The 24274-nt window shown below is 50.9% G+C and carries 27 protein-coding genes and 1 other RNA gene; 20 read left to right on the top strand and 8 right to left on the bottom strand.

The genetic code is table 11. The features are described 5' to 3' along the window. Positions 1–7: 7 nt before the first annotated feature. From cysQ to E4L36_RS07520, 4 genes are read right to left on the bottom strand one after another with little or no spacing between them, the layout of a single operon-like run. Positions 8–838: a 3'(2'),5'-bisphosphate nucleotidase CysQ gene (cysQ, locus tag E4L36_RS07535; RefSeq protein ID WP_136680115.1), complete on the bottom strand. Its 831-nt coding sequence runs from the start codon at positions 836–838 to the stop codon at positions 8–10. Continuing rightward, positions 826–2109 (bottom strand): nucleotide sugar dehydrogenase, encoded by a 1284-nt coding sequence (locus E4L36_RS07530; protein WP_136680114.1) that lies wholly within the window; start codon positions 2107–2109, stop codon positions 826–828. The genes cysQ and E4L36_RS07530 overlap by 13 nt, the downstream gene beginning before the upstream one ends. Beyond that, positions 2109–3743, bottom strand: coding sequence for a glucose-6-phosphate isomerase (pgi, locus tag E4L36_RS07525; protein WP_136680113.1), 1635 nt, complete (start codon positions 3741–3743; stop codon positions 2109–2111). The genes E4L36_RS07530 and pgi overlap by 1 nt, the downstream gene beginning before the upstream one ends. A 3-nt stretch (positions 3744–3746) precedes the next feature. Then, positions 3747–4655, bottom strand: coding sequence for a UTP--glucose-1-phosphate uridylyltransferase (locus tag E4L36_RS07520; RefSeq protein ID WP_136680112.1), 909 nt, complete (start codon positions 4653–4655; stop codon positions 3747–3749). A gap of 112 nt (positions 4656–4767) precedes the next feature. Between E4L36_RS07520 and E4L36_RS07515 the strand changes: the two genes are divergently transcribed. The 13 genes from E4L36_RS07515 to E4L36_RS07455 all read left to right on the top strand — a co-directional run bounded on the left by E4L36_RS07515 (position 4768) and on the right by E4L36_RS07455 (position 14244). Next, positions 4768–5742, top strand: a complete 975-nt coding sequence (locus E4L36_RS07515) for a serine/threonine protein kinase (RefSeq protein WP_136680111.1) — start codon at positions 4768–4770, stop codon at positions 5740–5742. A gap of 24 nt (positions 5743–5766) precedes the next feature. Next, a complete protein-coding gene (gene moaB, locus E4L36_RS07510) occupies positions 5767–6291 on the top strand; it encodes a molybdenum cofactor biosynthesis protein B (RefSeq protein WP_127694652.1) in 525 nt (174 codons plus the stop codon). Positions 6292–6313: 22 nt separating this feature from the next. Next, positions 6314–6901: a TMEM165/GDT1 family protein gene (locus tag E4L36_RS07505; RefSeq protein ID WP_136680110.1), complete on the top strand. Its 588-nt coding sequence runs from the start codon at positions 6314–6316 to the stop codon at positions 6899–6901. A 2-nt stretch (positions 6902–6903) separates the two neighbouring features. Next, entirely contained in the window at positions 6904–7257 is a 354-nt protein-coding gene (locus tag E4L36_RS07500) for a CidA/LrgA family protein (RefSeq protein WP_136680109.1), read from the top strand. After that, positions 7257–7967, top strand: coding sequence for an LrgB family protein (locus E4L36_RS07495; protein WP_136680108.1), 711 nt, complete (start codon positions 7257–7259; stop codon positions 7965–7967). Before E4L36_RS07500 ends, E4L36_RS07495 begins: the two co-directional genes overlap by 1 nt. A gap of 93 nt (positions 7968–8060) precedes the next feature. Then, positions 8061–9176 carry a cell division protein ZapE gene (zapE, locus tag E4L36_RS07490; RefSeq protein ID WP_127694656.1) on the top strand — a complete coding sequence of 372 codons (1116 nt, stop codon included), beginning with the start codon at positions 8061–8063 and terminating at the stop codon, positions 9174–9176. Positions 9177–9347: 171 nt separating this feature from the next. Further along, a complete protein-coding gene (rplM, locus tag E4L36_RS07485) occupies positions 9348–9776 on the top strand; it encodes a 50S ribosomal protein L13 (RefSeq protein ID WP_127694657.1) in 429 nt (142 codons plus the stop codon). Positions 9777–9787: 11 nt separating this feature from the next. Beyond that, on the top strand, positions 9788–10180 hold the full coding sequence (gene rpsI, locus E4L36_RS07480; protein ID WP_127694658.1) for a 30S ribosomal protein S9: 393 nt from the start codon (positions 9788–9790) through the stop codon (positions 10178–10180). A 259-nt stretch (positions 10181–10439) separates the two neighbouring features. Further along, positions 10440–11039 carry a ubiquinol-cytochrome c reductase iron-sulfur subunit gene (gene petA / locus E4L36_RS07475; RefSeq protein WP_127694659.1) on the top strand — a complete coding sequence of 200 codons (600 nt, stop codon included), beginning with the start codon at positions 10440–10442 and terminating at the stop codon, positions 11037–11039. Further along, positions 11039–12286, top strand: coding sequence for a cytochrome bc complex cytochrome b subunit (locus E4L36_RS07470; protein ID WP_127694660.1), 1248 nt, complete (start codon positions 11039–11041; stop codon positions 12284–12286). Before petA ends, E4L36_RS07470 begins: the two co-directional genes overlap by 1 nt. Continuing rightward, positions 12286–13050, top strand: coding sequence for a cytochrome c1 (locus E4L36_RS07465; RefSeq protein ID WP_127694661.1), 765 nt, complete (start codon positions 12286–12288; stop codon positions 13048–13050). Before E4L36_RS07470 ends, E4L36_RS07465 begins: the two co-directional genes overlap by 1 nt. A 103-nt stretch (positions 13051–13153) precedes the next feature. Next, the gene (locus tag E4L36_RS07460) at positions 13154–13786 is read left to right on the top strand and encodes a glutathione binding-like protein (RefSeq protein ID WP_127694662.1); all 633 of its coding nucleotides are present in this window, start codon (positions 13154–13156) and stop codon (positions 13784–13786) included. 56 nt (positions 13787–13842) lie between these two features. After that, entirely contained in the window at positions 13843–14244 is a 402-nt protein-coding gene (locus E4L36_RS07455; protein ID WP_127694663.1) for a ClpXP protease specificity-enhancing factor, read from the top strand. A gap of 6 nt (positions 14245–14250) precedes the next feature. Here E4L36_RS07455 and E4L36_RS07450 read toward each other — a convergent pair whose 3' ends face one another. From E4L36_RS07450 to E4L36_RS07435, 4 genes are read right to left on the bottom strand one after another with little or no spacing between them, the layout of a single operon-like run. Then, a complete protein-coding gene (locus E4L36_RS07450; RefSeq protein ID WP_127694664.1) occupies positions 14251–14835 on the bottom strand; it encodes a BON domain-containing protein in 585 nt (194 codons plus the stop codon). Between the two features lie 4 nt (positions 14836–14839). Beyond that, a complete protein-coding gene (locus E4L36_RS07445) occupies positions 14840–15427 on the bottom strand; it encodes an SIS domain-containing protein (protein WP_127694665.1) in 588 nt (195 codons plus the stop codon). A gap of 17 nt (positions 15428–15444) precedes the next feature. After that, the gene (locus E4L36_RS07440) at positions 15445–15804 is read right to left on the bottom strand and encodes a YraN family protein (RefSeq protein ID WP_127694666.1); all 360 of its coding nucleotides are present in this window, start codon (positions 15802–15804) and stop codon (positions 15445–15447) included. 2 nt (positions 15805–15806) lie between these two features. Further along, positions 15807–17645, bottom strand: a complete 1839-nt coding sequence (locus E4L36_RS07435) for a penicillin-binding protein activator (RefSeq protein ID WP_136680107.1) — start codon at positions 17643–17645, stop codon at positions 15807–15809. A gap of 34 nt (positions 17646–17679) precedes the next feature. Here E4L36_RS07435 and rsmI point away from each other — a divergent pair, with 34 nt between their 5' ends. From rsmI to E4L36_RS07400, 7 genes are all read left to right on the top strand, one after another. Then, positions 17680–18516, top strand: a complete 837-nt coding sequence (gene rsmI / locus E4L36_RS07430; RefSeq protein WP_136680468.1) for a 16S rRNA (cytidine(1402)-2'-O)-methyltransferase — start codon at positions 17680–17682, stop codon at positions 18514–18516. Between the two features lie 37 nt (positions 18517–18553). Then, an RNA gene (rnpB, locus tag E4L36_RS07425) (RNase P RNA component class A) lies at positions 18554–18907 on the top strand. A 218-nt stretch (positions 18908–19125) separates the two neighbouring features. Next, the gene (locus E4L36_RS07420) at positions 19126–20421 is read left to right on the top strand and encodes a Na+/H+ antiporter NhaC family protein (protein ID WP_136680106.1); all 1296 of its coding nucleotides are present in this window, start codon (positions 19126–19128) and stop codon (positions 20419–20421) included. A 321-nt stretch (positions 20422–20742) separates the two neighbouring features. Then, the gene (gene mraZ, locus E4L36_RS07415; protein ID WP_136680105.1) at positions 20743–21195 is read left to right on the top strand and encodes a division/cell wall cluster transcriptional repressor MraZ; all 453 of its coding nucleotides are present in this window, start codon (positions 20743–20745) and stop codon (positions 21193–21195) included. A 19-nt stretch (positions 21196–21214) separates the two neighbouring features. Next, entirely contained in the window at positions 21215–22156 is a 942-nt protein-coding gene (gene rsmH, locus E4L36_RS07410) for a 16S rRNA (cytosine(1402)-N(4))-methyltransferase RsmH (RefSeq protein ID WP_136680104.1), read from the top strand. A gap of 7 nt (positions 22157–22163) precedes the next feature. Then, on the top strand, positions 22164–22559 hold the full coding sequence (gene ftsL, locus E4L36_RS07405; protein WP_136680103.1) for a cell division protein FtsL: 396 nt from the start codon (positions 22164–22166) through the stop codon (positions 22557–22559). Further along, a complete protein-coding gene (locus tag E4L36_RS07400) occupies positions 22549–24273 on the top strand; it encodes a penicillin-binding transpeptidase domain-containing protein (protein ID WP_136680102.1) in 1725 nt (574 codons plus the stop codon). Before ftsL ends, E4L36_RS07400 begins: the two co-directional genes overlap by 11 nt. Position 24274 lies beyond the last annotated feature (1 nt).

Genomic DNA, 24274 nt, shown 5'->3' with positions numbered 1-24274 from the left:
GCAGCGGTTAAAGGTCGTTGCGCTCTTGATAGTGAGCATGTGCCAAAAGCAGTGCGTCCCACCATGTGCCGCGCGCTGTGAAGGCAACAAAGTTAGGGTTAAGCAGCGTCTCTCGTTGGTTATAACGCATCGCTTGCTGCGTATTTAAGTCAATCACCTGTCCACCTGCACCTCTTAATACGGCATCTGCTGCTGCGGTATCCCACTCGGAAGTCGGGCCTAGTCTTGGGTAGAGGTCTGCTTGGCCTTGTGCTAATAAACAGAACTTTAATGAGCTGCCAATGGACGTGAGTTCCGCAGCCGGTATTTGCTCAATAAACTGTTTAACTTCATCCGTTAAATGGGAGCGGCTACCCACCACAATAGGAGGCGTTTGAGGCTCACGCACGCTAATAGCCGTGGGGCTTTTGTTGTCGAATTGCCGCCAAGCACCATAGCTTTCGCCGCCCCAATACAGTTCCTTGGTAACGGGGACATAAACAACGCCGAATACCGGGTCGCCTCTATGAATCAATGCAATGTTGACGGTGAACTCGCCGTTGCGGTTTACGAACTCCTTTGTGCCATCTAGCGGATCCAGCATCCAAAAGGTTTGCCAGTTATGGCGCTGCGCAATAGCGGTAGCTGGTGATTCTTCAGATAACACCGGAAAGCTTGGTGTTAATTGTTGCAGCCCGTGCTCAAGTATTTGATGTGATGCTAAGTCGGCTTCTGTCAGTGGTGAGTTATCGGCTTTTGTCGTTACCTCAAAGCCTTGCTCGTAGATCGTCATGATCGCCGCGCCTGCCTGCTGTGCCAGTTGGCAGGCTTCATGGATAGGTATGTCTAGTTCGCGCATGTTTTACCTACTCCGAAGTAGTCGATACCGCTCTCGCGCATGGTTTGATAGTCAAACATGTTACGGCCATCGATAATCAGGGGGGTGATCAGTTCGCTTTTAACTATGTGATGATCAACGTCTAGATACTCTGGCCAATCAGTCAGCAATAGCAACGCATCGGCGTTCCGCAGCGCCTCGAGTTTGTTATCGGTCGCGTGAACTTGCGGGTGGTATTGATAGTGGCTACGCACGTTTTCGAGCGCTTCCGGATCATGTACCTGTACGTGGGCACCCTGCGCAATAATGGCATCAATACAGCGGATGCTAGGCGCTCCATCGATGGATGCTGAGCCCGGTTTGAATGATGCGCCCCAGATGGCGATGGTACGACCCTTGAGGTTGCAATCGAAGTACTGCCAAAGGCGACGAAACGGCAGCTCTTTCTGTTTCTCATTCTCTTCAAGCACGGTTTCAAGCAGCGCAGATTGCTGATTACGCTCCAACAAGCTCGCTAAGCCGCGGATTGAACGGGAGAAATTGCCCCCACCAAAGCCACAGCCTGGCGCTAAGTAGTGCGGGCCAATACGCTGATCTGCGCCCATGCTGCGGCGGATGATATCGATATCAGCGCCAAGTTGTTCAGCGAGGTTGGCCATCTCATTAATAAACCCGATACGTAGTGCCAGCATGCCGGTAATCGCAAATTTAGTGAGCTCTGCCTCGCGAGGGGTGACTTCGAAAAACTCAGTACTCGGAGTAATGAGTGTACCCAGTAGCGCGCGAAAGTCTTCGGTAGCCCATGAGGCGTGGCAGCCGAACGTGATCGCGGAGGGCGCGGCAAATTGGCTGATAGCTTCGCCTTCAGACATGTTTTCAGCAAAGTAGCTCACAATGCTGGCGCTTTGCTCCGGGAACTGGCGCTGCAGATCATCACTGCTCCCGACGCCAAAGTGGCTCATATTGATGATATGGACTCGGTTATCATCATTGAACGCGGCAATCTGCGCGACATAACTCTTTGCGAGCAGTAACTCGTTTGCGGCCAGCGCAAATAGGTGGCGGTCGTTACCTAAAGCCTGCTGTGGGCTTATGAGGCCAATGTTACCGGATTGGCTGCCCTCTTGAACGAGCGCCTTGAGTTGGGGTTCATTGATGGTTGTGCTGTCGAGTAACGACAAAATGTCAGCATCGGTCTGCTCGGTAACCCAATAGATATTATGCCCTTGCTGGCTTAGCACCGCTGCGGCCACCCAGCCGACCAGCTCTTGTCCCCAAATTGTCAGTTCCATTACGAGCGCTCCTGTTGCTGATGGATGTGGCGCATAAGGCCATGGGTGGAGGGATCAAACTCGGAGTCGCTCGCTTGATGCTGCAGAGGCTTAAGTAGTGAGGTTGCCATCGTTTTGCCGAGTTCAACACCCCACTGGTCAAACGGGTTGATATCCCAAATGACGGACTGTACAAAAACTTTGTGCTCGTAAAGGGCGATCAAGCTTCCGAAGGAGAAGGGTGTTAGTTCATCGAGTAGCAGAGTTGTCGATGGTTGATTGCCGTGGTACTGCTTGTGACCTGGAACGGGTTGATCATTCTGTTGAACAGCGCTACCAATCGCAAGAATACGAGACTGCGCAAGGCAGTTCGCTAGCGTTAGGGTGTGCTGTGAGCGCAGGCTTTCGTTGTCGGTCTTTTCATAGCGGCGTGCCGAGACAATAAAGTCGCACATCACCGATTCAGTGCCTTGGTGCAGCAGCTGATAAAAGGCGTGTTGCGCATTTGGGCCGACTTCACCCCACAGTACTGGGCAGGTGCGGTAATCGAGTGGCTCACCGACGCGGTTAACGCTTTTGCCGTTGCTCTCCATTTCGAGCTGTTCGAGGTAGGCGGGCAGATGGATGAGACGGCCATCGTAGGGAAGAATGGCATGCGCGTGAATATCGAGAAAGTTCACGTTCCAAACGCCGATCAAACCCAGTAAAACGGGCAGGTTTTCGTTCAGTGGCGCAGAGAGGAAATGCTGGTCCATGGAGTGTGCGCCTTGCAGCATCTCGCGAAAACCATCCATGCCGATGCGTAGAGCGATGGGTAAGCCAATGGCTGACCACATGGAGTAGCGTCCGCCAATCCAATCCCAGAACTCGAGCTGGTTATCGTCGGCAATACCCCAGCTGGACATTTTCGCTGGATTCGCTGAGATCCCAATAAAGTGGCAGCGGTTGATGATGGTGTCGTTGACGCCACTGGCATCGCGCAGCCACTTTCGCGCTGTATGGGCATTGCTGAGTGTATCAATAGTGGTAAATGACTTGGATGAAACGATAAATAGCGTGGTGGCTGGGTTCAAAGAGCCCAAAATGTCGGCCAGCTCACTGCCATCCATAGAGGAGACAAAGTGCACTTTTAAGTGGCGGCCGGCGTTGACGCGTGCACCTCGCAGAGCGCTGCATGCCATATAAGGGCCAAGGTCTGAGCCTCCCACGCCAATATTGACTATGGTGTCGATTGGCTCCCCCGCATAACCGCGCCACTGGCCTGAATGGATACGTTCGACAATTTTCTCCATGCGCGACAGGTTGGTTTGCACATCTTGAATAATGTTATGCCCACCCACCTCGAGTGATGTTTGCGCTTGCTCACGCAGAGCAGTATGCAACGCTGGCCGAGCTTCAGAGGTATTGATTGGGTCGCCGTTGAATAGGCGTGTTATCCAGCCCGGCAAGTCTGCGGTCTTTGCAAGCTCCACTAGGTGTTTGAGCGTGTGCTGATCGATACGTTGCTTTGAAAAGTCAATCAGTAGTGGACCATGGGCAAAGCTTAGGGTCTTGAAGCGGCTTTCGTCGAGCAGCAGCTCTTTCAGGTGGCTGTGTTGCATCTGTTGTGCATGATCTTGCAGTATCTGCCAAGATGAGCTTGATGTAATGGTCAATCCTTACTCTCCACCTGATTGAGAAATAATGTCGCTTACGAACGCGCGGAAGTCTTGGCCTTCGCTGGTGTGGTTAAGGCCAAAGATCAAGTTTGCCCGCAGCAAGCCTTGCTTGTTACCACAATCGTAGGTTTTACCCTGCATCAGGTACGCTTCCGTGGTGGTTGATTTTAACAGCTGTGCGATGGCGTCAGTTAGCTGTATTTCATCACCGGCCCCGGGAAGGGTGTTCTCTAAGATGGCAAAAATTTCCGGCGGCAGAATGTAACGGCCCATCACGGCAAGATTGGATGGCGCATCTTGGTGAGAGGGCTTCTCAACGATCTGCTTGATCTTCAGAGTTTGCGGCCAACTCGTTTGGCTAGGTTGTGACGTGGCGATAATGCCGTAGTGGACTACGTTCGCTTCAGCGACCGCCTCGACCATCACTTGTGGTGAGTTTTGGTGATGGTAACGCGCGAGCATTCCGCGCAGGTCTGTGCTGCTTACATTGCTGGGGTGGTGAATAAGCATATCAGGAAGCATCACTGCAAAGGCTTCCTTTCCAACTAAGGGGGCTGCGCAGCGTACTGCATCGCCTAAGCCTTTAGGTTCGGGCTGGCGTATTGCGCATAGAGATACGCCTTGCGGTAGCAGGTGACGAATGCTCGCTAGGATTTCTAACTTGCCTTTGCTCTCTAATATTTGCTCTAGCTCTGAGTGAGAATCGAAATGGTCAGCGATCGCACTTTTGCCGCTGCGGGTTACAAGGATGATCTCGGTAAACCCTGCAGCTACCGCCTCTTCGACAACATGCTGAATAGCTGGTTTATCCACAACCGTCAGCATCTCTTTAGGAATCGCTTTGCTCGCAGGCAATGTACGGGTGCCGAGGCCTGCAACAGGTATTACGACTTTTGTGAGCTTTGGCATCGATTGCGGACTCCATTCTAAAGCGATTAGGCCAAGTTTACAGTGGTGCCTAGATGAATAGCGGTTGGGTTGTATACTAGCATGCCCCGAATGACGGATATGATAACGGTGTATGAATAGTCAGCAAAATGTATTCGAGGCATTAACGCCTGATGTCGTGATAGATGCGATCGAGCAGCAGGGTTATTACAGTGATGGCCGCTGCTATCCACTAAATAGCTACGAAAATCGTGTTTATCAGGTGGGGCTAGAAGAGGGTGGGGCCTTAATCGCCAAGTTTTATCGTCCCGGACGTTGGGCTTTAGCGCAAATTGAAGAGGAGGCCACCTTGTTAGCTGAGCTATCGCAAGCGGGTTTGCCGGTGGTAGCACCGCTAATGGGCCAGGACGGCGGCGCTTTGGTTAAGCAGGCTGGGTTTGATGTTGCGCTCTATCCAAAAATTATCGGCCAAGCGCCTAATTTGGAAGACTTGGATTCGCTGTATGCCATTGGTGAGCTGGTCGGTCGGTTACATGCTTGGACCGAACCCTATCGATTCGCAGCACGTCATGCACTTATGCCGCTTGAGCAGTTGCAAACCTCTGCAAACTATCTGCTTGAGTGCTGGGTGCCGACAGCTCAGCAGGCAGACTTTCGCCAGATAGTCGCTGAGATAGGAGTGGTGCTGGCTGAGCAAGCGATGGCTGCACAGTCGTTAGTGATCCATGGCGATCTGCATCTTGGGAACATGCTGGTGGCCGATGAGATCAAGCTACTCGACTTTGATGATGCGCGTATGGGTTTTGCCATTGAAGATCTCTTCTTGTTGCTCTCAGGTACGGAAGTTGAGCAGCGTCAGCAGCTGTCCGAAGTCGTAGAAGGTTATGAGCAATACCGAGAGTTTCCACGTAGAGAGCTACCGATGTTGCATGGTTTGCGGGCTGTACGAATGGTAAAGTACCTCGCTTGGATTGGCCGGCGCTGGGCTGAGCCGGTGTTTCAGCAAGCGTTCCCTTGGTTTCAACCCGGGGATTGGAAGACCCATAATAACGACTTAAAGCAGCTGCTGTTAGCGATGGATAAGCCCATCCTTTTTGGCGGCCAGTAGTTTTAGTGACTTGAGGATAAAAGCATGGCTCATGCGAACGACAGCGACGCGCGACAACCCCTTAACTTAGCGGTTTTAACGGTTTCCGATACTCGGGGGCCTGAAAATGATACCTCTGGCGACTATCTACAGCAAGCTGCTGAAGCTGATGGACACGATGTGGTTAGGCGCGAAATCGTCGTGGATGATATGTATAAAATTCGCGCCATTGTTGCTCAATGGGTCGCGGATGATGCGGTGCATGCCGTGTTGATTACCGGTGGAACAGGCTTTACCTCTCGCGATAGCACGCCTGAGGCAGTAGCGCCGCTGTTTGATAAAGAGATTGTTGGTTACGGCGAGCTGTTCAGAGCCGTATCGTATGAGGAGATCGGAACCTCGACGATTCAGTCGCGTACGATTGCGGGTGTTTCTAATCGAACTCTGATCTTCTGTATTCCCGGTTCGACCGGTGCGTGTCGTACTGCGTGGGGACGTATCATCTCTGAACAGCTGGATAGTCGTCACAAGCCTTGCAATTTTGTCGAGATGGTACGCCGTCGCGGTTAGTACCGCTTAGTTGGAAATCAAGATGTTGAATGTGTCCGAGCTGGCTGAAGCGCTGTCGCTCGTTTTTTTGGCTGAGTTTGGCGATAAAAGCCAGCTCGTGGTGGTGGCTATGGCCGCAACCTACCGTCTCCTCCCCGTTGTTAGTGGTGCCATTGTTGCCTTCCTAGTACTCAATTTGGTTGCAGTATTGGCGGGAGCTGTGGTGGCTACTTGGATACCGACATGGGTCGCCGCGGTGCTGGCAGGCTTGGCTTTTATCGGCTTTGGTATTGCTGCTCTACGAGTTGATGATGAAGACGGATCTGAAGAATCCGCCAGTGTCGGCTCAAGTGTGTTCTTGGCTGCAGGCATGACGATTTTTATCGCTGAGTTTGGTGATAAAACGCAGTTGATGGTGGCAACACTTGCGACTCAATCGAGTGCGCTTTCTGTTTGGCTGGGGGCTAGCCTTGCATTGATTGGTACGACGCTTTTGGGAGCGTTATTAGGCAATCGGCTAGCTGAGCGTGTCTCGCTACTTTGGGTGCATCGCATCGCTGGCGCTTTGTTTATCCTGTTTGGGGTGCTGGCGCTATTTAAAGGTTGGACGTCGTTTCACGCAGAGGTGTAGGGATGCTTTTTTTAGGTTTGCTTATACTGCTGGTTTTTCAGCTGTGCGGGGAAGTGCTTGTCATGGCGCTAGATGCACCGGTGCCGGGGCCGGTTGTGGGTATGGTGCTGCTGTTTTTTGTACTGCTCATTTTTGGGCGCGTACCTGAACAGCTGCGTTTGTTCAGCGAGGGCCTTTTGAAGCACTTGTCGTTACTGTTTGTGCCGGCGGGTGTTGGTCTGATGGTGCATCTGGAATATCTAGCCGAGTATTGGTTAGCGTTAGTGCTGGCGTTATCGGTTAGTGCGTTTATTACACTGCTGGTTGTCGCAGGTTTGCTGCGCTTTCTGGTGCGCTCGAAAGAGGGGCGTCATTAATGGATTTTTGGGTCTATTTCTCTGCCTCTCCGCTGCTGTGGCTCATTGTGACGCTATCGGTGTTTGCATTTAGTATGGAACTCAATCGACGTATGGGTGGCTCGGCTTTCTTGCACCCGGTTCTGCTTTCGCTATCGATTATCATCATTTTTTTGCTGCTGACCGGCACGAGTTATGAACGCTACTTCGAGGGAGCACAGTTTATACACTTTTTGTTAGGTCCTGCGACGGTCGCGTTGGCGGTTCCTCTGGTGGATCACGCAGAGCGCATCAAGCGTATGTGGTTTCCTTTATTTGCTGCCGCATCGATCGGAGCAGGGGTGGCGGTCATATCTGTACTCCTTATTGGCTGGCTATTTGAGCTACCACATGCGGTTTTGATGTCTTTAGCGCCGAAGTCGGTTACCTCGCCGATCGCGATTGGTGTGGCTGAAAAAATAGGTGGATACCCTTCGTTGGCTGCAGGACTCGTTTTGGTGACGGGAGCGTTGGGTGGTTCATTCGCGCCTTGGGTATTCAAACTATTAGGTGGCCTAGATGATGAAGTGAAAGGCTTTGCTATCGGCGTTACTGCGCATGGTATGGGGACCGCCTATGCTTTTGGTATTAGTGCCAAAGCGGGCGCTTTTTCTGGATTGGCGATGGGATTGACCGGTGTGATTACCGCGTTCCTGTTGCCATTTAGCTTAGAGTGGCTTGGCTTCTTATAGAGTACGCCTTTTGTTGATTTGCCAAATGTTGGGCTAATCGGTAAAGTGCGGCCTCTTTTCTGAACAGCGATATGTGTGGAGTGCTTCGCTTTTATGACACCGCTAGAGCGTTATAAAAAGGATCTGCAACGAGACGACTTCTCGTATGACCCCTCTCAAGAGACTGCTGTAAAACATCTACAGCGCTTGTTTGATGATCTCATTGCGCAAGAGAATCAGCCGCAGCCTAAAGCGTCGGTGCTGGGCAAGTTTACAAGCCGTTTCCGCAAAGCAGAGGCGCCTGAGCCTGTGAAGGGGCTCTATTTTTGGGGCGGTGTCGGACGGGGTAAAACGTATCTGATGGACACGTTTTACGATAGCCTTCCAATCGAGCGTAAGATGCGGACCCACTTTCACCGTTTTATGCAGCGTGTTCACGCTGACCTTAAAGCCCTCGATGGCACAAAAAATCCACTCGACACAATCGCTGAGCAGTACGCCGAAGAAGCGCGCATCATTTGTTTTGATGAGTTCTTTGTATCAGATATTACCGATGCGATGATCTTAGGCGGGCTATTTGAGAAGCTGTTTGGGAACGGAGTCTCGTTAGTAGCGACCTCTAACATTGTTCCCGATGGTCTTTATAAAGATGGCCTGCAGCGTGCTCGTTTTTTGCCCGCTATTGCATTGCTTAACAAGCACACTGAAGTTGTTAACGTCGACGGTGGGGTGGATTATCGTTTACGTGCATTGGAGCAGGCGGAGTTATATCACTACCCATTGGATAGCCAAGCGGATGCGAGCTTGAATACTAGCTTCGAGAGTCTATCGCCTGATCTTGATGAGGCGGTTGATGCTGAGATTGTTGAAGTTAATGGCCGTGGTATTCAATCGCGTCGTTCATGCGAGGATGTAATCTGGTTTGACTTTAAAGAGTTGTGTGAAGGGCCTCGCTCGCAAAACGACTACATTGAGCTGGCTAAGGTTTACCACGCTGTTCTTGTGTCCAATGTTCCTCAGCTAGGGCGCAGTAACGATGATGCGGCACGTCGATTTATCAATATGGTCGATGAGTTCTACGACTGTGGCGTGAAGCTGATTCTCTCGGCGCAAGCACCGATTCACGAAATTTATACTGATGGTCGCCTGAACTTTGAGATCGAGCGTACGCAAAGCCGTCTTCTAGAGATGCAGTCTCACGAGTATTTGGCTCGCGCCCATAAAGCTTAGTTTCGGGTAATTAATGCTCGCACAAGCTGTATGGTCTGTGTATAATGCGCGCTCCCAAATATGGGTATTCGTAAGTTGTCTCTCAAAATTCGATAGGCAACCAATAATTATAAGGTAAGTCGGTAATTGTTTTTAATTGCTAGGCTTAGTTTAAAGAAAGGCGAACAATCGATGACTACTTTTGTTGCTAAACCAGCCGAAGTTAAACGCGACTGGTATGTGATTGACGCAGAGGGCAAAACTCTGGGTCGTATGGCTACTGAAATTGCCCGTCGTCTACGCGGCAAGCACAAGCCAGAATACACTCCTCACGTAGATACTGGGGACTACATTGTTGTAATCAACGCAGAAAAAGTTGCTGTTACTGGTAACAAGCGTTCAGACAAAATGTACTACCGCCACTCAGGTTACCCAGGTGGTTTGAAACAGGCTAACTTTGAAATCATGATCGAGAACAAGCCTGAAAAAGTTATCGAACTTGCAGTTAAAGGTATGTTGCCAAAGGGTCCTCTAGGCCGCGCGATGTACACTAAGCTGAAAGTATACGCTGGTGCAGAACACCCACACCAGGCTCAGCAACCAAAAGAACTGAACGTCTAAGGGGATAGTAGATTATGTCAACTCAGTATTACGGTACAGGTCGTCGCAAAACGTCTACTGCTCGTGTTTTCTTGCGTCCAGGTACAGGTAACATCACTATTAACGATCGTACTATCGAAGTTTACTTCGGTCGCGAAACAGCGCGTATGATCGTTCGTCAGCCACTAGAGCTTACAGAAACTCTAGAGAAGTTTGACGTATACGTAACAGTTAAAGGCGGCGGCGGTTTCGGCCAAGCTGGTGCTATTCGTCACGGTATTACTCGTGCACTGATGGAATACGACGAAACTCTGCGTCCATCACTACGTAAAGCTGGTTTCGTTACGCGTGACGCTCGTGAAGTTGAGCGTAAGAAAGTGGGTCTACGTAAAGCACGTAAAAAGCCACAATTCTCGAAGCGCTAATCGGCTGCCAGCCCCTGCTGGTACGATTATCAAGGAAACGCTTGCCTCCATTGGGGCGGGCGTTTTTTTTTGGGTCTGGATCAGGTCAATACTTAGTCTTATAGGTGCTCAGAGGGCTGTATTTCACCTTGTAAGATAAGGGTATTTTCATTACTATTTGGGCCATTTTCAAGAACCGGATTTTATTGGTTTTTTATACTGAGTGGCTGGCGACTACTTCGTGAGTAAGTAGCCTAGTCAATTGAGGGGGAGAAACTTGATGAGCAATGAGGGCGTGAATAAGGGTCGGCGCCGTCTCCTGATTGGTGCTACGTCTGCCGTTGGTGCAGTCGGAGCCGTTGGAGCAGCAGTCCCATTCGTAGCTTCGTGGAGTCCAAGTGCTAAAGCGAAGGCTGCCGGTGCACCAGCGAAAGCTGACATCAGCAAGCTAGAGCCTGGTCAGCAAATGATCGTTGAGTGGCGCGGTAAGCCAGTCTGGATCGTGCGCCGCGGGGAAGAAGCGCTAGAAAATCTGAAGAACTTGGATGCGAGCAAATTAGCAGATCCGAACTCTGCGGTTGAGCAGCAGCCAGCTTATGTTTCCAAAGATGCAATGCGCTCTATTCGTCCGGATGTGGCAGTTTTGGTAGGTATTTGCACGCACTTGGGCTGTTCGCCGACATATCGTCCTGAGGTTGCACCAGCAGATTTGGGCGAGGATTGGGTAGGTGGTTACTACTGTCCGTGTCACGGGTCACGTTTTGACCTTTCTGGTCGAGTTATGAAAGGCTCGCCAGCGCCAACGAACTTGGTAATTCCTCCTTATAAATTTGAGGGTGATGACATCATCATCGTTGGTGTGGATCAGGAGACTGCATAATGGCCGGTAACCGTAATAAAGGAAATGGCGGTTTGATGGGGTGGATCGATGATCGTTTCCCAGCAACTGCAATGTGGGAAGACCACCTTTCTAAGTACTATGCGCCAAAAAACTTTAACTTTTGGTACTTTTTTGGCTCGCTGGCGTTACTTGTGCTTGTTAACCAGATTGTAACAGGTATCTGGCTAACAATGAGCTACAACCCTTCTGCTGAAGGTGCGTTTGCTTCAATTGAATATATTATGCGTGATGTTGAGTATGGTTGGCTGTTGCGCTACCTGCACTCTACAGGCGCTTCAGCGTTCTTCGCCGTTGTTTATCTACACATGTTCCGAGGCATTATGTACGGTTCTTACCGTAAGCCGCGTGAGTTGGTGTGGATCTTCGGTATGACGATCTATCTAGCGCTGATGGCAGAAGCATTTATGGGTTACTTGCTTCCATGGGGACAAATGTCTTACTGGGGTGCTCAAGTAATCGTATCTCTGTTCCAAGCAGTTCCATTTGTTGGCCCTGAGTTGGCAGAGTGGATTCGTGGTGATTACCTGATCTCTGGTATTACACTAAACCGTTTCTTCTCTTTGCACGTTATCGCATTGCCGATTGTTCTGCTGGCACTGGTTGTATTGCACATTATTGCACTGCACGAAGTGGGTTCTAACAACCCAGACGGTATCGAGATCAAAGAGAACAAAGATGAGAACGGTGTCCCACGTGACGGTATCCCATTCCATCCTTACTACACAGTCAAAGATATTGTTGGTGTAGTTGTGTTCCTGTTTGTCTTCTGTACGATCGTGTTCTTCTTCCCAGAAGGTGGCGGTTACTTTATCGAAGCACCTAACTTCGAGCCTGCTAACCCACTGAAAACACCACCACACATCGCTCCGGTATGGTACTTCACGCCGTTCTACGCGATGCTACGTGCTATTCCACCAATTGCTGGTTCTCAGTTCCCTGGTGTTGTGGTGATGGGTGCAGCGATTGCTATCCTGTTCGTTCTGCCTTGGCTGGATCGTAGCCCTGTAAAATCAATGCGCTACAAAGGCTGGATGAGTAAAGTTTGGTTGTTGATCTTCGCAGTAAGCTTCGTGATTCTAGGTTACTTGGGTGTTGTGTCTTCCACACCAACTCGTACTCTAGTTGCGCAGATCTGTACAGCCCTTTACTTCGCTTATTTCTTCTTCATGCCGTTCTACACGAAGATGGAGAAAACTAAACCAGTTCCAGAAAGGGTGACAGGCTAATGAAAAAGTATTTAGTGGCTTTTGTTATGGCACTGCTTCCTGTAACAGGTTTTGCAGCGGGTGGTGCGGGTGTTCCGTTGGATCATATGGATGTTGATCTACACAATAAAGCATCCTTACAGCGCGGTATGCAGATTTTTGTGAACAACTGCTTAGGTTGTCACTCTGCGGGTTACCAGCGTTACGAGCGTGCAGCAAACGATTTGGGCATTCCTGTTGAGCTTGCTGAAGAAAACTTGCTTTTGGGCGACCAAAAAGTAGGTGAGCAAATGACGATTGCGATGACGAAGGAAGATTCTGGTAAGTGGTTCGGTAACCCGCCACCAGATCTTACTTTGGAAGCACGTTTGCGTGGCGCTGACTGGTTGTATACATACCTGCGTGGCTTCTATAAAGATGAGAGCCGTCCATGGGGTGTAAATAACACAGTATTCCCTGATGTGGGTATGCCGAACGTGTTGGAGTATCTGCAAGGTGTTCAAACTCTGAACTGTACACCAGAGGAGCTGCTTCATAGCGAGCGTAAGATTGATCCGTTGACTGGTCTGGAGATGGGTGGTTGCTTCTCAATCACAGCGAAAGGTCAGCAAACTCCGGAAGAGTTCGATAAGACAATCTATGACCTTGTAAACTTCATGGTTTACATGGGTGAGCCGTCGAAATTGGATTCACACCGTATCGGTACAAATGTATTGATCTTCCTCTTCATCTTCTTCTTTATCGCGCTAGCGCTGAAGAAAGAGTACTGGAGAGATGTGCACTGATATTGACAGATAATATCTGTTAAAATCAGTTCATTGTGCACGGCCTGTCTTTTGCAGGCCGTGCTTGTTTCGTTATTAAAGAAAGTGAAACGGGGATTTCTTGATGGGAGTAGTCGCTAAACGTTCCTCCATGACCTTCTACTCGGATGGCTCTGATCATTACAGTCATCGTGTACGTATTGTGCTGGCTGAGAAAGGGGTTGCGGTAGATGTAATCGATAGTCGTGTAGAGGACTTGCCTGAGGATCTTGCCGCGCTAAATCCTTACAACAGTCTACCGACGTTGCTTGATCGTGAATTGGTGCTATATGAGCCGAATGTCATGATGGAGTACTTAGATGAGCGCTTCCCGCATCCTCCACTTCTCCCAGTTTATCCTGTGGCTCGAGCTGAGAGTCGCTTGTACATGCACCGTATCCAGAAGGATTGGTGCAAGCTGGTAGACTTCCTAGTAGCTGATCAAGGCACTGACGAGGAAGTAGAAGAGGCGCGGAAAGAGTTGCGTGATAGCTTGGTTGCGGTTTCGCCAATCTTTGGTGAGAAGCCATTCTTCATGAGTGAAGAGTTTACGCTCGTTGACTGCTGCTTAGCACCCCTGTTGTGGCGTTTGCCAGCACTCGGTGTAGAGATTACAGAAGAGCAGTGTCCACACCTGGTAGATTACATGGCGCGTATTTTTGATCGTGAAGCATTCCGCGAGAGCCTCTCGGATGCTGAGCGCGAAATGCGCGACTAAGAGTAGGTCTTTTCCAGAAGGGATGACATGTCATCCCTTTTTATTTTGGAGGCGATATGAATCCAAGCCGTCCTTACTTGTTAAGAGCATTGCATCAGTGGGTGGTCGATGCAAATGAAACCCCTCATATTGCCGTGGACGCAATGGTTTCAGGCGTAATGGTGCCCGAGCAGTTTATCTCCGACGGACAGATTATCTTAAACATCAGTCCTAGTGCGGTTCAAAGCTTGATGATAGATGATGACGCTATCAGCTTTAGCGCGCGTTTTGGTGGTGTACCGATGAACGTGTATGTTCCGATGGCTGCTGTGTTGGCGATCTATGCACGGGAGTCAGGGGCTGGTATGGGATTTGGTATGGAGCCGGGTGCGGATCTGTACGAGCTTCAGCCAGAGCCGACACCCCCGGAGCCGACCCCGCCGCAAAGCAGTAGACCGGCCCTCAAGGTTGTAAAATAATATAGCTTAGCGCTGAGAGATGTATTCGAAGACTTTAACGATACGTTGAATGCCGGGAATAGTGCGAACGATGTTGATCGCTTTCTCGGCTTCCTCTCGCGTTACAAGACCCATCAAATAAACTGAGCCATTTTCAGTGACCACTTTGATGCGGCCACCTTCCACGCTCTCATCCGCGAGCAATTGTAGCTTAGCTCGGCTAGTGAGGTAGGCATCGTTGGTACGCATGATCGTAGAGGTTGGGCCGGCGATCTCAAGCTCGTTATGAATCTTGCGTACCTTTTGAGTGGCTAGTGCGATCTGTTCTGCTTCTGATTTAGCCGCTTCACTTGGCACTTGTCCTGTTAAAAGAACGACACCGTTGTAGCTGGTAACGCCGATATGTGCTTCTTTGACGCTTGTAGAGCCTTTGCTGAGATTGACTAGTATTTTGTTCTCTATAAGTTCATCTTCGACATAGGCTCCCATCGTGCGGCTGCCAGCATCTTCTCTGATCGGCTCTTCTCGCGTTGCGCTGATAATGCTCGAACATCCTGCCAGAGTGCTAAGCAAGCAGATTACAGTGAGAGGCTTGAGAACTTTCTTGTTCATATTGCTAAGCTCCAAAGAGTTGGAATTCAATAAGGTCACACAAACAGTGAAGAATGAGCACGTGAGCGCCATAGATCATTGCGTTGTCTTCTGATGGAACGCTAATTTCGACCTCATCAGGGCGCAAAAGTGCGGAGATATTTGACGCATCTCCGCCGGTTATTGCAATCACCGACATCTCTCGATCGTGAGCTGCCTGAACCGCTTGAACGAGGCTATTCGATTTTCCTTGGCTAGAGACAACAAGCAAGATGTCGCCAGGCTGCCCTAATGCGCGTACTTGTTTTGAGTACACATCGCTGAAGCTGCTTTCCTCTGCAACGCCTGTCAGTGCTGCGCTATCGGCACCGAGTGCGAGAGCGGGGAGGCCTGGGCGCTCGTTGCGAAAGCGGCTGAGAAGAAGTGCGCTGAAGTGTTGCGCGAGAGCAGCGCTACCGCCATTACCGATACACAGAATTTTGAGCTCAGATGCAAGCGTCGCGAGCATCAGCTCACTCGCATGAGCAATCAGAGGAGTGTATTGCTCGATGGTGTGGGCATTGGTGTCCATCGAGTTGTGGAACAGGTTAATAATTCTGTCTTCTAGTTCCATTCAGGCGTGATCCAGCGTCATATTCTAAAGGCGTCTTTATACCACAATGGCTGACTCAGTTCAGGGGTTTCATAGGCAATTACGTCAAACCGGCACACATGGTTCGCGTATTGCGGCGATGCGGCAAGGTAAAGCGATGCAGCTTTGATAAGTTTAGCTTGTTTAGCATAGTTAACCGATGCTGCCGCGCCACCGTAGCGTTGATTGCTCCGATAGCGAACCTCAAAAAAAACAAGCGTGTCTGCATCAAGGCCAATGAGATCTATCTCTCCGTATCTGCAGTGGTAGTTACGGTGACAAATGATGATATTTCGCTCGGCCAGCCATGCTGCTGCATGATTCTCGGCATCCTTGCCGTTTGGTCGTCCCTGATTCATGGTTACTCTAGATTAGTTGGCGCATCGCTGCTGCTTGGTAGTTGAGGTACGCCTTGATTGAAGGTGGCCCACACCAGCTTGCGTGATACTTGGTTTTGAGGATTAACCGATAGCGTGCCGGTTTCGCCAGGCAGTTCGCTATTCGGTTCGTTGCTAAGCTGCTGCAAATAGGGGTGCAAATTGAAAGCATCAACTCCCATCGCATAGAGGCGCCCGAAACGCGAGTTCGCATTGCTGTGTTGCGCCGCGATCTGCTGATGAATGGTGCTTGGCGGTAGCATTACCCACGGCATCTCACCAAACGTGATGCCGTTCAGGTCAACATCGCGCTGTGAATTTGGTGTGCCGCCGTAGATCTGAGAGGTCGCATATACCGGTAACTTGCCAGCAAAGTAGTAGGCCATGACCGGTTTAATTAAGCGCGCGTCTTGTGCTCTTGCTGCGAGCAGAAGTACATCGGCGTCTTGGCGACTACGCTCTTCAAACTCGAACTTTAAGCCCGTAATCTTGCGCAGCTTTTTGGCGCGTGCTTGGCTCTGATCCGCTTGTAAAAGGGTGGCGATGGTCTGGTTAAGGTTAGCTGCGGTAAAGCTAGCAGCATCAGCGACCTGCCCGCCAAGTTCAGTAAACTGCTGAATAAAAGCCTGTTGTGAGCGCTGTCCCCAATCGGTATCAGGTGTGAGTACTAGGGCGATTCGCTTTCCATCATTAATGGCTTTAATTGCTGCTTGTTTGGCTTCATCTTCGGCGGATAGGCCGTACTGATAGAGGTTGTATGCGCCGTTATCCGCGTAGTTTAGAGCAAGCACAGGGAGTGGTAGCTGGTCCATTTGGCTGAGCTCGGCCACTTTGCTCTTATCGAGCGGCCCAATCAGCATGTCAACATTGTACTGGGCTGCTGCGTCGAAGATCGCTTGCGGCGTGCTCAGTGTGCTGCTGTCGATAAAGGCGAGCTCCGGAGCAAAACCATTTTGTTGGGCTGCTTGGTGTGCGGTAATGATTCCCTGCTTAATTGCATTAGCTGCCTGTGCGAGTCTGCCGCTTTGTGGCAGCAGCACGCCTATGCGATTGGCTGCGATGGCATCTCCGCCTGCGCGTGGTGTAGAGCTATCAAGTAGGGGTGAGGGCAGGAAAAGCGCTGCAGGGTGAGCCTCCCATATGGCCAGCCAGCTGTCCATATCACTGCCGCTGTTTGCACGTGTGGCGGCCGCGAGCTCAAGCCAGCCTTGGAAAACATAGTCGTTATTTGGTTGTTGTATTGCTGCGAAAAGCGCGGCGTCATCCACTTGTTGCAGTGCGATCCAGACCTTTTCGTGCAGATCACGCAGTTGCGCCTCATCTTGGATATATTGTGTGCTATCGATGAGGATATGGGCTTGCTCAAGCGCTTGCCCACTGAGTTGGTACGCATCGATATAGAGCTGTTCTGAAATCGCAAGGTCTTCCGGTGGAAGGGTGCTAAGCGAGGGCATATACGCCAAATAGCTCAAGGCTTGCTCGCCTTGCTGATTATTCAGTGCTTGCTCGGTTTGAATACGAATGATGTCAAAGCGCAACTTTGGCGGCAGGTTAGATGTATCAACATCTGCCAGTACCTTGGCTGCTTGTTCTGGCTGGCCTTGTGTAACTAAACGCTCTGCTGCGCGTAGTTTTAATTCAGCGGCTGCGATCGGTTGCTCGATATCAGCGCGGCGCAGCAGGGCTTGCACTTCGCTATCGTAGTCCGCTATTTCGATTGCGCTGCTTTGTGAAACAGTGGGCGAGGTGGTTGGCGGCGCGGCGCAGCCAGCAAACAAGCTTGAAACTACAACAGTGAGAGACAGGCGTTTCACATTCGTCATATACTTTAGCACCCTGAATATGGATGGAATTAAAATGGCGGACGCATCTCTTTTTGTTGTGGCGACACCAATCGGAAACTTAAATGATATGTCACCCAGAGCGGTGGAGGTTTTGCAGTCCGTTGCTCTTATCGCGGCGGAAGATACGCGCCATAGTAGCCGTTTAATGGCGCACTTTAACATTAAAACTCCGATGATATCAGTGCATGATCACAATGAACGCCAGCGCCAGCAAACGATTATCGATAAGCTGGCTGCCGGAGAGAGTGTTGCGTTAATCTCGGATGCTGGTACGCCGCTTATTTCCGATCCAGGTTTTATCGTTGTGCGCGCCGTTCGGGAGGCGGGTTTTAAAGTGGTTCCTGTGCCGGGATGCAGCGCGGTTATCGCTGCGATGTGCGCTGCGGGCGTGCCGACCGACCGCTTTATCTTTGAAGGCTTTTTGCCGGCTAAGAAGAGCAATCGCCAACAGTTTCTTGAGCAGTTTGTCGATGAGTCCCGAACGGTGGTGTTCTATGAATCAACCCACCGCATTGTGGAATCACTGAGCGACATGCAACAGGTGTTGGGTGCCGACCGATATGTGGTGATTGCCAGAGAGCTCACTAAAACCTTTGAGACTATTCATGGCGCAGCATTGCAAGAGCTGATCGCTTTTGTTGAAGCAGATCCAAATCAGCAGAAAGGTGAGTTTGTCGTGTTGGTGCAGGGTGTTCAAGCGCAGGTAAGTGAGGATATGGATGCGGCCGCGTTGAAAACGCTTGATGTGCTACTGGAGGAGCTGCCCGTTAAGCAGGCGGCTGCACTGGCTGCAAAAATTACAGGTTACAAGAAAAACAAACTGTACCAAGTGGCGCTTGAGCGTAAATAAGTTGCGCTGTCGCTATATGCTGGTATTCTTTGCGCCCTGAGTCCGCCGGACAGTCGCTGTTCCACATTTGTGGAAGGGAGGAAAGTCCGGGCTCCACAGGGTAAGGTGCCAGATAACGTCTGGGCGGCGTGAGTCGACGGAAAGTGCAGCAGAGAGTAGACCGCCTAAGCATCGCAAGATGACGGTAAGGGTGAAAGGGTGCGGTAAGAGCGCACCGCGTGGGTGGCAACATTCCACGGCATGGTAAACCCCACTGGGAGCAAGACCAAATAGGGATCCGCTAGGTGTGACCCGCACTGGATCCGGGTAGGTCGCTGGAGGTGCATAGCGATGTGCGCCCTAGATGAATGGCTGTCTATTACAGAACCCGGCTTATAGGCGGACTCAGGTTTTCTTCAAACGCTTCGATTTGCTCTTTTTATTCCCCCCCCCTCTTAAATAGCATTTTTGCCTTATTGAGTGCTGAGCATTGGTGTCCTTAAAGTTTTTGTATTGCTTTATTCTTAAATGGAATAAACGTTCCTGTGCTGGTCTCTTTTTACGTAGTTAGACTTTGGTATAATTATCGACTGCGTTTTGCGCGGTTTCTGAGTACTAAGAGGTTATGTAATGAGATCTTCACCTGTGGCGCTGTTGCCGTTAGGGCTTTTTTTGGCGATGTTTGTTGGTAGTGGGCTGTACTACCAAAACCAAGGCGTCGAGTTTGCTTTTTATCAAATCTCGGCACCCGTGGCGATTATTCCCGCGATCGCATTGGCGGTGTTATTGGCAGAAGGTAGTTTGACACGCCGGTTGGATGACTTTGTTCAAGGGATGGGTCACAACACCATTATCACCATGGTACTTGTCTACTTGTTGGCCGGTGCCTTTGCGAGCGTGACCAAAGCTATTGGCGGTGTTGATGCAGCTGTGGCGCTAGGGTTGTCTGTTGTTCCTGAGTGGGCGGTGCTGCCAGGGTTGTTTATTGTCAGTGCGGGCATAGCAACGGCAATGGGTACCTCGATGGGTACAATCGCGGCGGTTGCGCCGATTGCGCTGGGTGTTGCTGAGGCAGCGGGTTTGGATTTGCCGATCGTGATGGGGGCGGTGATTGGTGGTGCTATGTTCGGGGATAACTTATCGATCATCTCCGATACTACTATCGCAGCAACGCGGACACAGGGCTGCGAAATGCGCGATAAGTTCAAACTAAACTTCAAGCTGGCGCTTCCCGCAGCACTGATCACGGTCGCTCTATTAGTGGTGGCTGGTGATGCCGAATCAGTTGAGGTTCCGGAGCTTACAAATGGCTTCTTGGCGCTGCCTTATTTGTTGGTGTTTGGTTTGGCGCTGGCTGGTGTCAATGTTCTGGTTGTGTTGTTTATTGGTATTTTGGCAGCAGGCTTTACAGGCTTTTTACTGGTCCCTGATTACAGTTTTGCGGTGCTTTCCAAGGATGCCTACGCAGGCTTTACGAACATGCAGGAGATCATGATTCTCTCTATGTTTATTGGGGGGCTGGGTGCTTTGGTGCAAGCGCGTGGCGGTTTAGAGTATATCTGCGAGCTTGTTGAGCGTCTGGTGCCTGCGCGGCGCCGACCGGCTGCAGCTGGCGAGCTAGGTATCGCCTCGGTTGTTGGCTTAACCAACTTAGCTACGGCAAACAATACTGTTACGATCGTGCTCACGGGGCATGTTGCGAAGAATCTAGCACAGCGTTACGGGGTTGATCCTCGTCGCAGTGCGAGTTTGATGGATATCTTTGCCTGTGTTGTGCAGGGTTTTATTCCCTACGGTGCTCAGGTATTGCTTGCAGCGTCTATCGCTAAGCTCTCTCCGCTTGCGCTGGTGGGTTCGATCTACTACTGCGCGGCGCTGGCTGTTGTTGCGGTTATCTCTATCGCGATTGGGCGCCCTAAGCACTAACTATTGGGCGTTCGCGCCTGTCAAAGCGCAGTTGTAATCGTGCAGCTGCGCCGCTTTCTCTATATCGGTGTTGGGCTCATCAATACGCTGAAAAAAATCCCCGCTTTGTTTTTGGATCTCGTGCTCTCCTAGCATTTCCCTAATGCGTTGAACTCACAAGAACTTTTCTATCCGAGCTTCTTTGCAGGTCGCGTAATCGTTGGTTTTGCGCTAGGTATCGCCTTGCATTAGATAGGGTTAGTTTCTATAGTGTGTCGTAGTGGGGAATTGTGGGTTTTTGTGTCTAATTTTGGTCGTCGAGTGGCGAGCGAGTGGTGATTCATGTTTCGGGGCGTAAATCAGGTCAACCTTGATGTAAAGGGGCGCATGGCGATCCCGGCACGTTATCGTGACCAGATTACCGATCAATGTGCTGGCCACCTGGTGATGACCATCGATACCGAGGAGCGCTGCTTATTGCTCTACCCAACCGACGAATGGGAAAAGATTCAGCGCCAGATAGATGCGCTACCTAGCTTCGATCCGATGACAAGACGCCTGCAGCGCTTGCTGGTTGGTCATGCAACCGATCTTGATATGGATAAAAGCGGGCGTGTGCTTGTGCCTGCTCCGCTTCGAGAATATGCGGGGCTTGAAAAGCGCATTATTTTACTTGGGCAGGGCCGTAAGTTCGAGGTGTGGGATGAAGATCGATGGAATGCAACTCGCGATAGCTACTTAGAAGATGTCGGCAGCACCACGATTCCTGAAGCGTTAGCGACGCTTTCGCTGTAAACAGATTGGAGCCACTTTGGTGACAGAAGAAACATATCAACATATTACTGTGCTCTTGGACGAAGCGGTGAATGCGCTCGTTGAGGACCGAGATGGCTTTTATATTGACGGCACGTTTGGCCGTGGCGGGCACTCATCACTTATCTTGAATGAGTTGTCTGACGCTGGGCGTTTAATGGCGATCGATAAAGACCCAGAAGCGATTGCTCATTCTCAAGAAAGGTTCGCCAACGAGCCAAGATTTGAGATCGCGCACGGCTCGTTTGCTCAACTGGATGAGTTTGCTCAAGCACGCGGAAAATTTGGCAGTGTCGATGGTATTTTGCTGGATCTTGGCGTGAGTTCTCCACAGCTTGATGACCCTGAGCGGGGCTTTAGCTTTCAGGCCGATGGCCCTCTCGATATGCGGATGGACAACACTCAAGGTGAGAGCGCCGCGCAATGGCTCGCTCATGCTTCTGAGGCAGAAATTGCTGATGTGATCTTTACCTACGGTGAGGATAAGTTTGGCCGCCGAATGGCGAAAGCTATCGTCGCCGCTCGCCAAGAAGCGCCCATCACGACAACGGCTCAACTCGCCAAGATTGTTGCTGACGCTAACCCTGCGTGGGAGAAAGGTAAACACCCGGCAACACGTGCTTTTCAGGCGATTCGTATTCATATCAACCGAGAGCTGCAAGACCTTGAGGACTGCCTAGAGCATTCGCTCGAAGCGTTAAAGGTGGGTGGGCGTTTGGTGATTATCAGCTTCCACTCGTTAGAAGACCGCATCGTGAAACGCTTTATCCGCAAGTATGTAAAAGGGGATGAGCATCTGCCGCCGGGTATTCCAATTACTGACGATATGCTCAATAAGCGTTTAAAGGCAGTTGGCAAAATGTCTAAAGCGTCTGCGCGCGAAGTTGATCATAATCCGCGGTCGCGTAGCGCCGTTATGCGTGTTGCAACCAAATTAAAGTAGCCACTACATGGATCTTTCAATTGGAGACAAATTAGGCGCTTGGATTAAGCCTGAACGAAGCGCGCAATCCAAACCTAAACCACAGACACAAGCGCAGGTGAAGGAGTCTTTACTGCCTGCTGATGCCGTGGTGCGCCCATTGGTTGTCTCTGCGTTGTTAACCGTGCTGGTGGTGTTTAGTGCACTTAGTGTGATCTACTCCGCATTTGAGTATCGTCGCCTCTTTAATGATCAACAACAATTGATCCAGCAATGGGATGAAATTCAAGTGGAGTGGGGCCAGTTATTGCTGGAACAAAGCGCGTTAGGCGCGAATAGCCGCGTGGAGCAGCTAGCCACTCAGCAGTTAAAGATGGCGACTCCCTCACCAGATCATGTCGAGATCGTCCAATATGAGCGCTAAGCAAGAGGATATCCGCCTGTCGGCGGCTGCGCGTGGCTGGCGCTTGGGTTTTGTCTTTGTGCTGTTGGTGCTCGTGGGCGGTGGTATTGTTACGAAGCTCGTATCGCTCTATACGCTGGATCAAGATTTCTTGCAGCGCCAAGGGGATGCGCGTAGCTTGCGCACCACGTTAATTCCTGCGCACCGCGGTATTGTGAGTGATCGTAATGGCGAGCCACTGGCTGTCAGTGCGCCAGTGGCGACGATATGGGCCGATCCTGCTCGTTCCGACTCGTTTCATCCCTCTCTAGAGTACTTAGCAACGCTTTTGGATATGCCGCGTGCTGATCTGGCAGAGAAGCTTCGGGTGGCTAAGCAAGCCAACAAGCGGTTTATCTATTTAAAGCGTCAAGTAACGCCTGAACTTGCAGATCAGATTGGTGACCTAAAAGTACCCGGTGTGCATGTTGATCGCGAATATAAGCGCTATTACCCAGCGGGTGAAGTTGCGACTCATGTGGTTGGCTTTACAGGTATTGATGGCAACGGACAAGAGGGGTTGGAGCTGGCCTTTGACGATTGGCTGCGGGGAGAGCCCGGCAGAAAGCTGGTGATGCAGGACCGCGTTGGGCGCACAATCAAGCACATCAAATCGATCGAGTCGGAGAAACCGGGCAAGGATGTGCAGCTCAGCCTTGATCTGCGTATTCAGTACATGGCCTATCGCGAGTTGAAAGCGGCTGTCACGTCTCACAAAGCAGACTCGGGCTCTGCGGTAATCCTAGATTCGCGCACCGGTGAAGTACTAGCGATGGTGAATCAGCCTGCTTACAACCCAAATGACCGCAGTGAAGTGGATGGGAATGGGCTGCGTAACCGTGCCGTGACCGATACCTTTGAGCCCGGCTCTACAATGAAACCGCTGACTGTCGCAGCAGCGATGATGAGTGGCCAATATCAAGCGGATTCTATTGTCGATACTTCACCCGGTTTTATGCGCATCAAAGGGCGTACCATTCGCGACCACCGTAACTATGGCGAGCTAGATCTGACTGGCATTATCACCAAGTCCAGTAATATCGGCGTGAGTAAGCTTGCGTTGAGCATGGAACCTGAGTCGGTTCGCAACTTGTTACACAATATCGGTTTGGGACAGGTGACGGAGACGGGGTTTCCGGGGGAGCGAACTGGGCGTTTGCCGTTTTATCCAGCGAAGCGCGTTGTGGAGCGCGCTACGATGTCGTACGGCTACGGTCTGTCTGTCACACCGTTACAGCTCGCGCAGGCTTATATACCGCTGGCCAATGGCGGTGTGGCTTTGCCCGCCACACTGTTAAAACAATACGAAATGCCTGCTGGCCGGCGTGTTATGCCTGAGTATATTGCCGACTCAGTGCTTGAGATGATGGAAACAGTGACCCGCCCAGGCGGCACAGGCCGCCGAGCGGCTGTGCATGGTTATCGCTCGGCAGGTAAGACCGGCACGGTGCATAAAGTACTAAGCACAGGCTATGCAGACGATAAATATATCTCATTCTTCGCCGGTATTGTGCCGGTGTCTGATCCTCGCTTGGTTGTGGTCGTCATGGTTGATAATCCGAAAGGCCAGGAGTATTACGGCGGTGAAGTGGCGGCGCCTGTATTTTCGAGGGTATCGGCTAATGCGCTTCGCATCTTAAATGTTGCGCCTGACAAGTGGCCGGAAAGTAAACAGCAACAAGTAGCGGGAAATTAGG

It is taken from the genome of Neptunomonas sp. XY-337 (assembly GCF_004959845.1).
In the GTDB taxonomy this organism is placed as follows: domain Bacteria; phylum Pseudomonadota; class Gammaproteobacteria; order Pseudomonadales; family Balneatricaceae; genus Neptunomonas; species Neptunomonas marina.
This window is presented reverse-complemented; position numbering and strand designations above follow the sequence as displayed.